12 protein-coding genes and 2 pseudogenes are annotated in these 12,236 nt (G+C 38.1%); 5 read left to right on the top strand and 9 right to left on the bottom strand.

Features of this window, described 5'->3' with window-relative positions:
• Position 1: 1 nt before the first annotated feature.
• Together CWATDRAFT_RS02330 and CWATDRAFT_RS02325 are read right to left on the bottom strand one after the other, a co-directional pair.
• A complete protein-coding gene (locus tag CWATDRAFT_RS02330; RefSeq protein WP_007303473.1) occupies positions 2-736 on the bottom strand; it encodes an undecaprenyl-phosphate galactose phosphotransferase family protein in 735 nt (244 codons plus the stop codon).
• 97 nt (positions 737-833) lie between these two features.
• Positions 834-1,985: a glycosyltransferase gene (locus CWATDRAFT_RS02325; RefSeq protein ID WP_007303472.1), complete on the bottom strand. Its 1,152-nt coding sequence runs from the start codon at positions 1,983-1,985 to the stop codon at positions 834-836.
• Between the two features lie 110 nt (positions 1,986-2,095).
• Between CWATDRAFT_RS02325 and CWATDRAFT_RS02320 the strand changes: the two genes are divergently transcribed.
• Entirely contained in the window at positions 2,096-2,767 is a 672-nt protein-coding gene (locus CWATDRAFT_RS02320) for an S-layer homology domain-containing protein (protein ID WP_007303471.1), read from the top strand.
• A 135-nt stretch (positions 2,768-2,902) separates the two neighbouring features.
• On the opposite strand, the pseudogene CWATDRAFT_RS39250 reads toward CWATDRAFT_RS02320, so the two are convergent.
• From CWATDRAFT_RS39250 to CWATDRAFT_RS02305, 4 genes and pseudogenes are all read right to left on the bottom strand, one after another.
• A pseudogene (locus CWATDRAFT_RS39250) lies at positions 2,903-3,253 on the bottom strand (EamA family transporter); the annotation flags it as partial.
• An 18-nt stretch (positions 3,254-3,271) separates the two neighbouring features.
• Positions 3,272-3,844: a DMT family transporter gene (locus CWATDRAFT_RS39245; RefSeq protein ID WP_007303469.1), complete on the bottom strand. Its 573-nt coding sequence runs from the start codon at positions 3,842-3,844 to the stop codon at positions 3,272-3,274.
• 352 nt (positions 3,845-4,196) lie between these two features.
• Positions 4,197-4,838, bottom strand: coding sequence for a transposase (locus CWATDRAFT_RS02310; protein ID WP_007303468.1), 642 nt, complete (start codon positions 4,836-4,838; stop codon positions 4,197-4,199).
• Positions 4,839-4,902: 64 nt separating this feature from the next.
• The gene (locus CWATDRAFT_RS02305) at positions 4,903-5,484 is read right to left on the bottom strand and encodes a helix-turn-helix domain-containing protein (protein WP_007303067.1); all 582 of its coding nucleotides are present in this window, start codon (positions 5,482-5,484) and stop codon (positions 4,903-4,905) included.
• Between CWATDRAFT_RS02305 and CWATDRAFT_RS36900 the strand changes: the two genes are divergently transcribed.
• Together CWATDRAFT_RS36900 and CWATDRAFT_RS02295 are read left to right on the top strand one after the other, a co-directional pair.
• Positions 5,484-5,663: a hypothetical protein gene (locus CWATDRAFT_RS36900; protein WP_042711087.1), complete on the top strand. Its 180-nt coding sequence runs from the start codon at positions 5,484-5,486 to the stop codon at positions 5,661-5,663. The two genes, CWATDRAFT_RS02305 and CWATDRAFT_RS36900, sit on opposite strands and share 1 nt — an antisense overlap.
• A gap of 171 nt (positions 5,664-5,834) precedes the next feature.
• On the top strand, positions 5,835-6,251 hold the full coding sequence (locus CWATDRAFT_RS02295) for a hypothetical protein (RefSeq protein WP_007303467.1): 417 nt from the start codon (positions 5,835-5,837) through the stop codon (positions 6,249-6,251).
• 147 nt (positions 6,252-6,398) lie between these two features.
• On the opposite strand, the gene CWATDRAFT_RS02290 is transcribed toward CWATDRAFT_RS02295, so the two are convergent.
• Together CWATDRAFT_RS02290 and rimO are read right to left on the bottom strand one after the other, a co-directional pair.
• Complete coding sequence (locus tag CWATDRAFT_RS02290) at positions 6,399-7,841, bottom strand: DEAD/DEAH box helicase (RefSeq protein WP_007303466.1); 1,443 nt, start codon at positions 7,839-7,841, stop codon at positions 6,399-6,401.
• Positions 7,842-8,002: 161 nt separating this feature from the next.
• A complete protein-coding gene (rimO, locus tag CWATDRAFT_RS02285) occupies positions 8,003-9,316 on the bottom strand; it encodes a 30S ribosomal protein S12 methylthiotransferase RimO (RefSeq protein WP_007303465.1) in 1,314 nt (437 codons plus the stop codon).
• A gap of 467 nt (positions 9,317-9,783) precedes the next feature.
• Between rimO and pilM the strand changes: the two are divergent.
• A pseudogene (pilM, locus tag CWATDRAFT_RS02280) lies at positions 9,784-10,305 on the top strand (type IV pilus assembly protein PilM); the annotation flags it as partial.
• A gap of 210 nt (positions 10,306-10,515) precedes the next feature.
• On the top strand, positions 10,516-10,818 hold the full coding sequence (locus CWATDRAFT_RS02275) for a hypothetical protein (RefSeq protein ID WP_007303463.1): 303 nt from the start codon (positions 10,516-10,518) through the stop codon (positions 10,816-10,818).
• A gap of 56 nt (positions 10,819-10,874) precedes the next feature.
• Here CWATDRAFT_RS02275 and CWATDRAFT_RS02270 read toward each other — a convergent pair whose 3' ends face one another.
• On the bottom strand, positions 10,875-12,134 hold the full coding sequence (locus CWATDRAFT_RS02270; protein ID WP_007303462.1) for a hypothetical protein: 1,260 nt from the start codon (positions 12,132-12,134) through the stop codon (positions 10,875-10,877).
• Positions 12,135-12,236: the final 102 nt, after the last annotated feature.

Below are 12,236 nucleotides of genomic sequence, written 5' to 3'. Positions count from 1 at the left end.
TTCAATAAGCACCGTTGTTTTTCGGGAAAAGAATCACTCCAATGGTCTTGACAATGATCCAGATATCCATCAACCAATTATGGTAGTTGACGTAGTAAACATCAATTTGTACTCGTTGAGGATAAGGAATATCATTACGTCCTGAAACCTGCCATAATCCGGTAATTCCAGGGCGAATTGTCAGTACCTTTTCAATCTTACTGCCATACTTACACAATTCTTCAGGCACTAAGGGTCTAGGACCGACGACACTCATATCTCCTTTAAGAACATTCCAAAACTGGGGAAATTCGTCTAAACTGGTTAGACGCAGAAATTTACCGATCCAAGTAATACGAGGATCTTCTCTGAGCTTAAAGTTATCTTCAAACTCAGCCCGCATTTCTGGACAGTTAGCCATCATAGTTTCTAGAACCTGATCGGCATTCTGCACCATTGTTCGGAACTTGATACATTTAAACTTTTTAAAGTTTTTCCCTGCCCTCTCTTGGTAGTAAAAAATTGGACCGGGGGAACTTACGGCGATTAATAGTCCCAACAAGAAATAAAGAGGGGAAAATACAATCAGCACCGCCAGGGAAAAGACAATATCAAAGGTTCTCTTAACGATTTGATCGTTTAATCTTGCTCCCGAGTCGGCCTTACGATCCATTCCTCGGGAAACTGAGGCCGGTATGCCCCTTCTTGTCAAAGCTTGTATAGCCTTAACAGCAATAAATTGGCTATTAGCAGTCATCTTACTCCTTCACATCACATCACACCACACTAATCATGATCTTAAAGCCCAATGACATAAATCATAGCAATAAAGATCAGATTGATCGAAAATTGAGTTATCGAACTGTTTTAGTAAAGTCCTGATAACACTGCTCCAAAAACGCCAGATAGGACGTTTCAAAGACTTTGGGAGTAAATTTTGCCGCCTGGTTACGGCAACTCTCTGGTCTAATTTGATGCTGAAACCTAGAGAAAGTTTCAACGGTTTCTGCCAGAGCTTGATGGGTTTGAGGGAAAAAGAAAATCCCTGTCCCTTGATCTTGATCTTGACGAATATCAATTACGGTTTCTAAGGCACCTCCTCCTCCATAGGCAATAACAGGCGTTCCACAGGCTTGGGCTTCCACCAAGGCGATGCCAAAGTCCTCACAGGCAGCATAGACGAATGCTTTGGCTTGAGTCATATATTGCTCTACCACTTGATTGTTCTGCGCTCCCATGACTTTGATATTCCCTTGAGCCATTTGACGAATTTTGGCCAGATCGGGCCCATCGCCAATAATAACTAAAGGATAACCTAATTGATTAAAAGCTCGCACGATTAAAGCAATTTTTTTATAACTAACTAATCGAGAAACCGTCAGGTAGAAGTCTTGTTTTTCTGAGCTAAAGGGAAATCTCTCCACATTGACAGGGGGATAAATTACTTTTGCCTCCCGTCGATAACAACGCCAAATGCGACGGGCAGTATGATGGGAGTTGGCTATAAAATAATCAACACGGTTGGCTGAAATCACATCCCATTGTCTGAGACGATGCAATAGGTAACGGGTGAAAATTCCTGGTATTCCTTTTCCGGCCTGAGAATGATTGAGGTAGTCAAAGGTGAGATCCCAAGCATAGCGCATGGGAGTATGACAGTAACATATATGGAGTTGTTGGGGACTGCTTAAGACTCCTTTGGCTACTGCATGGGAAGAGGAAAGAATTACATCATACTCTCTTAAGTCTAGCTGCTCCATAGCTAAGGGCAGAAGGGGTAAATATTTTTGTACCCCATTACGAGCGAAGGGAAAATTTTGTAAGAATGTGTGACCAATAGTACGCCCGTAAAGATAACTCTCGGGGTTGTTTGACTCGAAGTCAATTAAGGCATAGATATCGGCTTTAATATGCTTGAGAATCTCTTTGACTACCAATTCTGAACCCCCTTTTGCTTTGGGGGTTAACCACTCATGGACGAAGGCATATTTAATGGCACTTTTCATGGGAACATTTAAGTCTGTGAGAATTCTATCAACTCATAGTAAGGATTCTACCTTATCAGTGAGCTATGAAATTTTCAAAATATACTTAAACAAATAGGAGGAGTAAAACAGTGTTAAAAAAAATAGCGATCGCAGCTACGGCCGCAACTTTTTGGATGGGTTTAACATCAGTTAGTTCTGCTCAAAAATTCACAGATGTCAAGGGGAACCCCTATGAGTCGGAAATTGACCAAGCGGCTAAAATGCTAATTATTTCGGGGTTTCCTGATAAAACCTTTCGTCCTCAAGAAACTGTAACCAGAGAACAAGCAATCTCTATGATTATAGACGGACTTCAGACCTTGGTTGCCGTCAATATTAATGAAAAACCCACCCGTCGTGTGCGGCCTTTTCTGGATGTTGATGCTTCCCGTTGGAGTGCCACTAAAATTAACTGGGCGCAATGGAATATTATTCCCGAAGGAACGGCAACAGGAAATTTCCGCCCGACTGACTATATTACTCGAGCAGAATTATTGGGTTTTCTCCGTCGTTCGGCAGAACTTCTCAAAGCGAAGTTAGGTAGAGAAACTGTTTTAAGTGCCAACAAAAGCGCGGTTAAATTTAGCGATGTTTCAGGGTACAATCAGCAGTTAACCCTACAAATGTCTGCCTATTGTGGTGTTGCTTCCCCTCTTAATGAAGAGGGAACTAATTTTGCTCCTAATGAACCAGCAAAACGGGACTATACCGCAGCCGCAATTTTAAGAACCATTAAGTGTGTTCAAAATGACTATAATTAATAAGGTAATTATAGTGGTTTAACAATAAACTATCAAAAATTTGGTGGGTTATTTCGTAACAGATTAATTATGGTTCTTTGAGAGAAACTAATCTTACCTAACCCACCCTACAAATTGATCAATAGTGATTAATAATTATCCTTCATGAACAGCCGCATTACTCGATTGTGCTAGATAAATACCTGTTAAAATAATAACAAAACCAATCCATGTTATTGAACTTAATGCTTCGGCAAAAATAAACCAAGCTAACATCGCACTTACAATGGGTTCTAATAATAAAAACATTGCAATAAAACTAGAGGAAAATTTATCCAAACAATCCGCTAATAACCTTTGTCCTAAACCCTCAGAAATAATTCCCAATCCTATAACTGCTAACCAAGTTTGCAAAGTTATGGGAAACAACTGTCCTTCTGTTAGTAAAACAAAAGGAACTAATAAAATACTACCAATTCCACACCGCCATAATAAAATATTTGTAGCAGAAAACCTGCTTCTTAACTATTCAACAATTAAAAAATAAATACCCAAAAAAACTGCCGATAATAGGGCATAAAAATCCCCAATCAAATGACCGCCAGTCCCTTGTAAATCTTCTAAGCCAAGAAAAATTGCCCCTGATAACGCCAAGATCATGCCTAAGATAAATTTACTATCAAAGCGTTTTCCAAAGCATAACCAAGCCCCAATACTGGTAAACATAGGAGTCATATTATTCAATAACATAGAGTTAGCAACACTGGTATATTCTAAAGAGATTGCCCAGAGTCCTAAAGAGGTAATTGAAATTATACCTACTAATAATAAAAGCAGCCAATCTTTAGTAGTTAAAGGTGATTTTGTTGATATATCTTCAGGAGAATTAAATCGCTGTCTAATAGTTTGAGCGAAGCCAAAAATAATAAAAAATATCAGTAACCGATTGAAAACAGTCCCATTTGCACCTAGTTCAATTTCACTAATACGAATAAAAATCGGAGAAAATGAGATGGAAATTAAAGCGATAATAAGAGTTAAAAATGCTATAGGATTTACTCTTTTGCTATCTTGAATTGATAGTTTAAGTTGCATCATTTTTCTTTAAAAGAGTTTAATTTCTTAGATATAAGACCAGTTTCCCAAAGTAGGGGTTAACGGCCGTTAACCCCTACACATTCTCTGAAGGTTCAACAACCGTTGAAACCTAGAACCTTAACTTATGTAGTCTCGGTTGATGAAAATAGGATAAATAAACAATGTAAACTGATAGTTTATTAGTTTTGAATAAGTTTAAAACTACTATAATTATTAAATAAGGGGTTAGACAATGTATTCCTCAACCCCTTATTTTTAACACCTAAACCCATAAAAGCCTATGGTTAAGAACAGGGTTTACACTAAGTTGCAGGGAACAAACTAGTGTAGCTTAGCAAAAATAATCCACCAGTCACTTATGATCTTTAAAGCCCTTAAATTTCCAAACGAACGGCTTAGCAAAATGTTGATTAAAGTAATCAATAAAATTGAGAATTTTTTGGGATAGTTCTTCAGTTGAACGGACAGTAATTCTTTTGAGTAAACGCCTGACTAAGATCGAAAACCAACACTCAATTTGATTAAGCCACGATGTATGTTTGGGAATATAAACAAAGCGAATTCGATGAGATTCATCTGATAAAAAATCTGCTCTGCTGTCCATAGATTGCAAAATCCCCTCCTTTCCTTTTCTCCCCAAATCAATAGTAATTCCACAGCTTTCTGCTACTAATTTGACTAAGCTTTCCGATTTATGAGTGTTGAGTTTATCTACAATAAAAATCCATTCTGCTTTTTCATCAATCTTAATCGTTCTCTGGATATGTTCAGAAAAATCTTGTTCTGTTCTTGTCGGTCCAATAGAGGGACTAACAACTTTTCCTCTTGCCACATCCCAGTTCGCAATCAAGCTTAAAGTTCCGTGTCTTTCATATTCAAATTCGATTTTTTCTACTTGTTTAGGCTTGATTCTTTTGTTCGGAAATAATCTCTCAAGAGCTTGAATCCCTGTCATTTCATCTGTACTAATTAAATGAATTCCTTGTTCTAACAAAGTTTTAGCTTCTTGATGAAGTTCACAGATATATTTGACTTGCTTTTTAAATTTTAAGGGATCATCAATTTTGGCATTTAACCAGTAACGAACGAGATGTGGTTGTAATGTCGCTTCTTTTTAAAAAACGCCCCACACTACGGGGGGAAATCTTTTCGACAATTCCTCTTTTTATGGCTTCATCCGCCAACTCTGAAGGTGTCCAATGGCTCACTGGTCTGTCTGATTTTTCACATTCTTCACAAGCGATCTCTACAATCTGGACTACTTGTTCGACCGTAAAGGATTTTGTTGTTCCAGGTCTTGGGCGATCGCTTAAAATTCCTTTGATCAAGACCATTAATGCTTTCTCCGTTACCTGTTGTTCTTCGGCGGCACTCAGTTTTTCTCTCTCCTCAAACCATCGCGATCGCCACTGACGCACTTGTACCCGGTCTAATTCTAATCTTCGACTAATCGAACTATTGCTCTCTCCTGATGCTGCGGCTAAGATTAGCTTGGCTCGTCTAACAAGGCGATAGGGGTTTGTTGTCCCTCTCACTATTTGTTGGAGTACTGTTTTCTGTAGGTTGGAGAGGTTAATTGGCAATGCTTTTATCATGGACATCAACTTCGAGATTCTTCCGTTAGTTTCATTGAAACACATTGTCGTGGCTAGTCACGAAAGTTTCTGTAAAAATCTGGTGGATTACTTTCGCCAAATTTCCCAAACGTCGAGGTTTTTCTTCCGGACGTATTAAAGGTTACAAAAAAGCCCCACGAACTCGTCATGATGTTATCAAGAAAGGGAGCAAAAAATCAACTGAAAACTTAAAAGCTCCTTAGTTTTCCTCAGAATCTATAGATTAGCCCTATTTGTCAGCCAATTTTATTGACTGATACAGAGCCGATATTTTGGAATTTTAGTTTAGCGTAAAATATACGCTAACAAACTTTTTTTGTCCAAAGTCCAATCCCTACCTACAAGCTTTTAAGGGGTTTCGGTGGGGGATAGGAATGGAAGCTTTAACATTAATGAAAGTGTACCCTTTCGAGAAGTTCTTAGTAGATGGATTTCCTGTGGTTGAGTGGATAGAAACTAAGAACAATGGGAGACAAAAGCGCAACCGCAGTTTACAACATTTTCAATCCTACTTAGGATTGTCCCGTCAAGTTGAGCAATCAGGAGATAAAGAGAATATACGGTGGTTTAACTCAAAAATGATGCGGTCACATTATTATATATGGTGTCTATCCAGTATTTGTCCTAAACCACCTAAGCGGTTAAATACAGAGATAGGGAAAAAGTTGGGGAAGAAATGGGACAATTTCAAGGACGCTAAGCAAGCTAAGGGGAAAGATGCTATTATGCGCTTAACGTTCTATGCCACTCGCTTGCTTTTCCAACAACTCAAGGATAATATCTGCTTTTAGCTCTACAGCAATAACCCACCAGCTTGTTATGGTGGGTATAATTTTGACAGAAGTTTTATCTAGAGAGATGATATTCTCGACCGACCAGTATTGAAAAAGCTCCTATCCAAGGGATAGGAGCTATAAGAGTTGAGTTTTTATTAATTTCTAACGAGTTTGTGGATGAATAACTTTCTTGCGATTACCTCGGTTAGAATTGCCATGACGCTTAGAATTATTGGGATTATATTTTCCTTTGCGTTTAATGACGGGTTTAGGTACGGCGGACTCTGGTACTTCCCAATCGGTTTTCATCCACTCGGGACAGTCTTGATCGTAGATCATCTGTAAAGCAGCCGCTGCGATCGCTTGGGGATCGTATTCATCACTCAATTCCCTTACCAAGGGTAAAAATGAGGCCATGCGTTCTCCTGCTAAAGATTCTTTAATCTCATTTTGCAGTTTCTCGATGCGTTTTGCTTCTACTTGAGAACGACTGGGGATCTTGCAGGTTTCTAATTTTTGTCGCAGTTTCCGCTCAATTTGTCTTACCATACGGCGATCAACCGGTTCGATGAGGGAAATAGCTGTCCCTGTCTTTCCTGCACGTCCTGTACGACCAATACGGTGGATATAGGTTTCACTATTATCGGGTAAGTCGTAATTGATAACGTGACTTAAATTTTCTACATCTAAACCCCGAGCCGCAATATCTGTGGCTACCACTAACTTAATTTTTCCGTCCCGAAAGCGATAGACTAATCTTTCTCTTTGGGACTGGGAGAGGTTACCATGATATTCGTCCACACTATGACCGATTTCTTGTAGCCTGGTGGTTAATTCTGAGGCAGTTTGCTTAGTACGGACAAAGATGATGGCCGACTCTGGATCTTCCATCTCTAAGATCGGTTGTAGGGCTTTGCGTTTTGACCATCCCCTGGGAACATAATAGAGATGCTGGTCAATGTGTGTAGGGGCGGCTTGCTTGCGTTCTACAGATACGGTGACGGGAGACTTGAGGAACTGATTAACTAAGTCTCGTATTTCTCGGGGCATGGTGGCAGAGAAACAAGCTGTATTACGAGTTTCAGGGGTTTTTCTCAGGATCGTTTTTACATCATCAATGAAGCCCATACTTAACATTTCGTCTGCTTCATCGAGAACCGCCCAACGCAGACAGTCTAGAACCAATTTTTTCCGTTCTAATAAGTCTATAACTCGTCCTGGTGTTCCGACAACAATCTGTACCCCTCGTTCTAAACTACGGATTTGTCTTTCAATGGATTGACCCCCATAAACCGTTAAAATATATAGACGACGTTCTGTCGAAAAATCTTTTAACGCCTCGGCAACTTGTTGAGCAAGTTCACGAGTTGGGGTTAGTATTAATGTCTGAACATTAGGATTTTTGGTATCAATTTGTTCCAGAATAGGTAAGGAATAGGCCGCAGTTTTTCCCGTTCCTGTTTGGGATTGTCCTAAGATATCGTTGCTTTCTAAAATTAAGGGTATTGCTTTTTCTTGAATCTCGGTAGGACTTTCAAAGCCCAGTCTTTGTAACTTGTTTACACGGGCGTCGGATAGTCCTAAGTTCTCGAAGGAAATGGTCATAAGGTCGCTTTCTTGGTTAAGTTGACTATGGTTTAAACATTCGGCCAGATGCAGCTAAATTTTTTTATAGTGGCTTTTCAAACTGCTTATTATTATTACCTATGTTAGCATAAGTAACTATTAGTTACCACTGGTTTTTCTACAGAATTTTAGTTTTCTGTTTAGATAACTTTTCCATAGAGATCGTAAATATCAGCATGGGTTATTTTGACGGGAATGATCGAGTTTAATGGGGCTTCTCCTTGAACATAAACAACGCCATCAACTTCGGGGGCAAATCTACTTGAACGTCCAATATGTTCTTGGGTTTGAGGGTTTTCTTGTTCAATTAATACCTCGACTGTTTTTCCAACATAATTTTGATTTTTTTGAGCGGAAATAGGTTGTTGTATTTCCATTAGATAGTTGCGTCTTTCTTGAGCAATTTCTGGTAAAACTTGATTCTGCATTTGATAAGCAGGGGTCTCTTCTTCGGGAGAAAAGGTAAAAACACCCACATGATCGAATTCGTGTCGTTTTACAAATTTTATTAAATGCTCGAAATATTCCTCTGTTTCTCCAGGAAATCCCACTATAAACGTGGTTCTAAAAATAGCATTAGGAATTGCTTTTTTTAGCTTGTCGATAATATTATCGTTCACCTGCCCTTGCCAGGGACGATTCATGGATTTTAAAATATTTGGGTGGGAATGTTGCAGAGGTAAATCCAAATAGGGTAATATATTTGGGGTTTCTCTGATAGCATCGATGACTGTTTGGGTTAGTCCTGTGGGATAGGCGTAATGGATACGAATCCAGGGAACATCCACTTGTCCTAATGCTCTTAAGAGTTCAGCTAGTTTGGGTTTTCCATAAAGGTCTAAGCCGTAGTTTGTTGTAATTTGAGAGATGAGGATAATTTCCTGTACTCCTTGCTCTGCTAGTTGTTGTGCTTCCCTAACAATAGATTCTATAGAACGCGATCGCTGATTACCCCGCAAATAAGGGATAATACAAAATGCACAACGATAATCACATCCTTCTGCCACTCTAAGGTAGGCAACTGCTTCGTTGGTGGTACGATAACGGGGAGTGGTTTCGTCAGCGACAAAACTAGGATTTTGAGTAACTTCTGTAACTCTTTCCCCTGTTTCTACCCGTTGAACAACCTCTACGATTTTTTGGTAGTCTCCTGTTCCCACTAAGGCAACAGCTTCGGGTAACTCTTCCAATAACTCCTCTTGGAAATGTTGCGCCATGCAACCAGATATGATGATCTTTTTATTGGCTTCGGCCAGTTCAACTAAAGTGCGGACTGACTCTTCTCTGGCTTCTTGAATAAAGCTACAAGTGTTGACTATAACATAGTCGGCTAACTCCTCATTAGCATCGATATCGTAACCTTTGGCTGCTAGTAAGCCTAGCATATGTTCTGAATCTATACGATTCTTCTCACAACCGAGGTGAGATATAGCAATAGTTGGCTTGTTGCCCATGTATTATTTGGTTTTACCCCTTATCTTCCACTGGGGCTAAAAACCAAGCAAATCCTCCAGTATAGCTTTTTAGCTAAAGATGATGTTTGGGTTACTGGCTTGCCCCTTGTACTCTTAAACAATCTTAACAGATTTTTTCTAATAGGGGAAGTCTTTAACCAAAATTCTTGATCTTTAGGGTGAGTTGGATTAGTCGATTTTTTCGGTCCTTTCTCACACTTTACTTTCTCCGTGTCAAAGAAGTTTACCCAGTAGAATAGATTTAAATAACACCTTTTTATTGATTTGACTATATTTTCAGCAAAAATAAATTAGATGGGGACTGCGCGAAACGATTTTGTTCAACCTGGGACGTTAGGAAAAATTGAGTTACATTAGAACGGTAGCCACTACAATGTGATGTCGATCAACATTGCTTTCTAGGGTTATCCATTAGCACATCGATCAAGATTCATTTAGTTAAAGATATGTTAAGCCGTATCCAAGATAAGATTGGCGGTTTATTTGCAGGAAAGTCGGATGGGGTTGGTTTAGAAATCACACCAGAGAGACTGAACCTAGCTAAACTAGCCAAACAAGGTTAAGGTTATAAAATAGCAAAATTTTGCAGTACGGAAGTGCCTGAAGGCATTTTTGAAGAGGGTAAAATTATCGATTCTCCAGGGTTAGCAGAATTGATTCAGGAATTTTTTGCCGAACATAAGATCAAAGCGAAAAAGATTGCCACTGCTGTTCCCATGCGAGAAGCCATTATCCGCATCATTCCCGTTCCTGCGGAATTAGACGAAGCAGAATTACGAGATATGGTTTTAAACCACGAAGCTGCCTTGTATTTACCCTATCCCAGAGAAGAAGTCGATTTGGACTATCAAAAATTGGGCTTCTTTGAAGACGAAGATGGCATCGAAAAAATACAAGTGTTGTTAGTCGCCACCCGTCGGGAAGTAACAGACTCCTACATGGACACTTTCGGCCAAGGTAATTTCCGAGAAAGCTTTTCCCATAGGGGGTAATCGCTTGGACTAAAGGCTTTCAAGAAATAAAAGGAACAGAGAGTTAGCGGATCTTGGTACACAACTTTAAAATTTCATAATTGGCTTGTCTGAAAAAACAGAAGAAATAGATTAAAATGAAGAGGTAAAAAGATTAGAGAGAGTAAATTGAAGCTAAAACAGACAAATCATCCCTTAACCCCGTCGATGGTCGATGATTTACGTTTAGCAGCCTCAAAAATGACGGGAGCAGAGCGTCGTTCATTTCAAGCTGAAATGTGTCTCAAGTATTGTGGAGGAAGTGCCAGACAAACCGAAATCGTGTTTGTTGGGGGGAGAAAAAATGTTCAACTTGGATTACATGAAAAACGAACTGGGATAGTGTGTTTAGGATTACAATCAGTCAATAGTGGATGTAAAAAAGAGGTTTTTGTTCGCGGAAAGTATCCGCGAACAACTTTTTATTTTTCCCTTTTCGCTTATTTGAGATGTTCTACAAACAGATTCTGAGAATGGGTGGAAAACTTTTTCTTGGAAATCACCTAATTCTCAGGAATGCTTAGTTATCAGTCGTCGGGTGAGTAGGGGAAGAGACGGGGTAGGAAAACTGCTGTTAGGGTAGTTATGAAGGTGATAATAGCTGTGATTGCTTCTGAGGATAGATGTTTCGATAAGAGGTTAGGTTGGATGCTTTCTACGGGAAAATCAGGATAAAGTCCTACGGAAATACTATTAGTTTCTCCTGTAATAAATGTTTGTATTCCTGGGGGTAATTTCGGATCATTTGTGATGGTTAAGGATCTAATTTTTCTTATGGCTGTTTCTGGTGATTTGGTTGTTAAAAATTGATTTTTTTCTAGCTCTATTTTCTCTTTACCCAAGCGTATTTCTCCTTGTAAAATGGTTGATATTTTTAGTTCATCTGTAACTATTTGTGTTGTTTTATAGCGACTAAATTGAACATTTTTGACATCAATATCTTTTCTAAACCAGGTTATTGCATTATTTTCATCTTTTTCTTTAGGTAAGGTAATAAATAATTGATGGGAGGAGAGTAAATTTATATTTATTGTGTCATTATTATTAGGGGTAAATTGTAGAGTTATTTCTTCTGTGCGATTAAGATTGAGTTCAGGAATATTAATTTGTCCCAGTTGTATTTCTAGGGTATCTTGTCCTAATTCTAATCTTAATTGACCTATGTTAACAGGTAGCTCATAATTATCGATATTTTCAGGAAATTCACAATATTCTGAACTATGTTTTATTGAATGCAAACAAAATTCTAAACTATTATTTGTATTGTTATAATTTAGTTGATTAATATTTGTTTCTGGTTCAATTCGTAGTTCAATTAATGATACTTGTGTTGTTTCTAGATTATTTTTCTGATTAATAATAAAACGACTTTCAGGAAAAGGTAATTCAACGGTTAATGTATCGATGTTAGCTAACTTATTTTGTAACTCAGGATCATTATCAGTGGAAAAAGTCCCAGATAAAGCAATGGGTTGTTCTAATTTTCCTTGAAAATCAATAGATTTAATAGCTTCAATCTTTTGTAAAAAAAGTTTATCATCATTTCCATTATAGGTAAAGTTTAAAGATTCAATGATTAAGTTTCCTTCAAAAATATAATTACCTGGAATAAAATAACTAACAAGAATAATAATCCAAATAGTTAACAAAAAAATAGCAAAAAATTTATCTATGGTTCTAATCGTTGTTAAGGAACCATACCAATTATCAAATTTTTCTTTAAAACGGTCAAATATATTAGCCATAGAAGCATCAAATTTATAAATTTGAGGTAGAATAGTAGTCAAAAATTAGAAGTTATAATCTTTTTTTAAAAGTACAATTAACAACCATTTTTTTAGGTGGGCAAAATTTTATAGATGATGAGTTGTTAAGATAAATTTCTGATT

This window comes from Crocosphaera watsonii WH 8501, assembly GCF_000167195.1.
GTDB classification, from domain to species: domain Bacteria; phylum Cyanobacteriota; class Cyanobacteriia; order Cyanobacteriales; family Microcystaceae; genus Crocosphaera; species Crocosphaera watsonii.
Note: the sequence above shows the minus strand (reverse complement) of the source record. Positions and strands in the feature narration are given on the sequence as shown.

Excerpts from the sequence above, each read along its gene's own strand:
- CWATDRAFT_RS02330 (WP_007303473.1), bottom strand. The coding sequence starts at position 736 with ATGACTGCTAATAGCCAATTTATTGCTGTTAAGGCTATACAAGCTTTG.
- CWATDRAFT_RS02325 (WP_007303472.1), bottom strand. The coding sequence starts at position 1,985 with ATGAAAAGTGCCATTAAATATGCCTTCGTCCATGAGTGGTTAACCCCC.
- CWATDRAFT_RS39245 (WP_007303469.1), bottom strand. The coding sequence starts at position 3,844 with ATGATGCAACTTAAACTATCAATTCAAGATAGCAAAAGAGTAAATCCT.
- CWATDRAFT_RS02305 (WP_007303067.1), bottom strand. The coding sequence starts at position 5,484 with ATGTGTTTCAATGAAACTAACGGAAGAATCTCGAAGTTGATGTCCATG.
- CWATDRAFT_RS02295 (WP_007303467.1), top strand. The coding sequence starts at position 5,835 with ATGGAAGCTTTAACATTAATGAAAGTGTACCCTTTCGAGAAGTTCTTA.
- CWATDRAFT_RS02290 (WP_007303466.1), bottom strand. The coding sequence starts at position 7,841 with ATGACCATTTCCTTCGAGAACTTAGGACTATCCGACGCCCGTGTAAAC.
- rimO (WP_007303465.1), bottom strand. The coding sequence starts at position 9,316 with ATGGGCAACAAGCCAACTATTGCTATATCTCACCTCGGTTGTGAGAAG.
- CWATDRAFT_RS02275 (WP_007303463.1), top strand. The coding sequence starts at position 10,516 with ATGGTCGATGATTTACGTTTAGCAGCCTCAAAAATGACGGGAGCAGAG.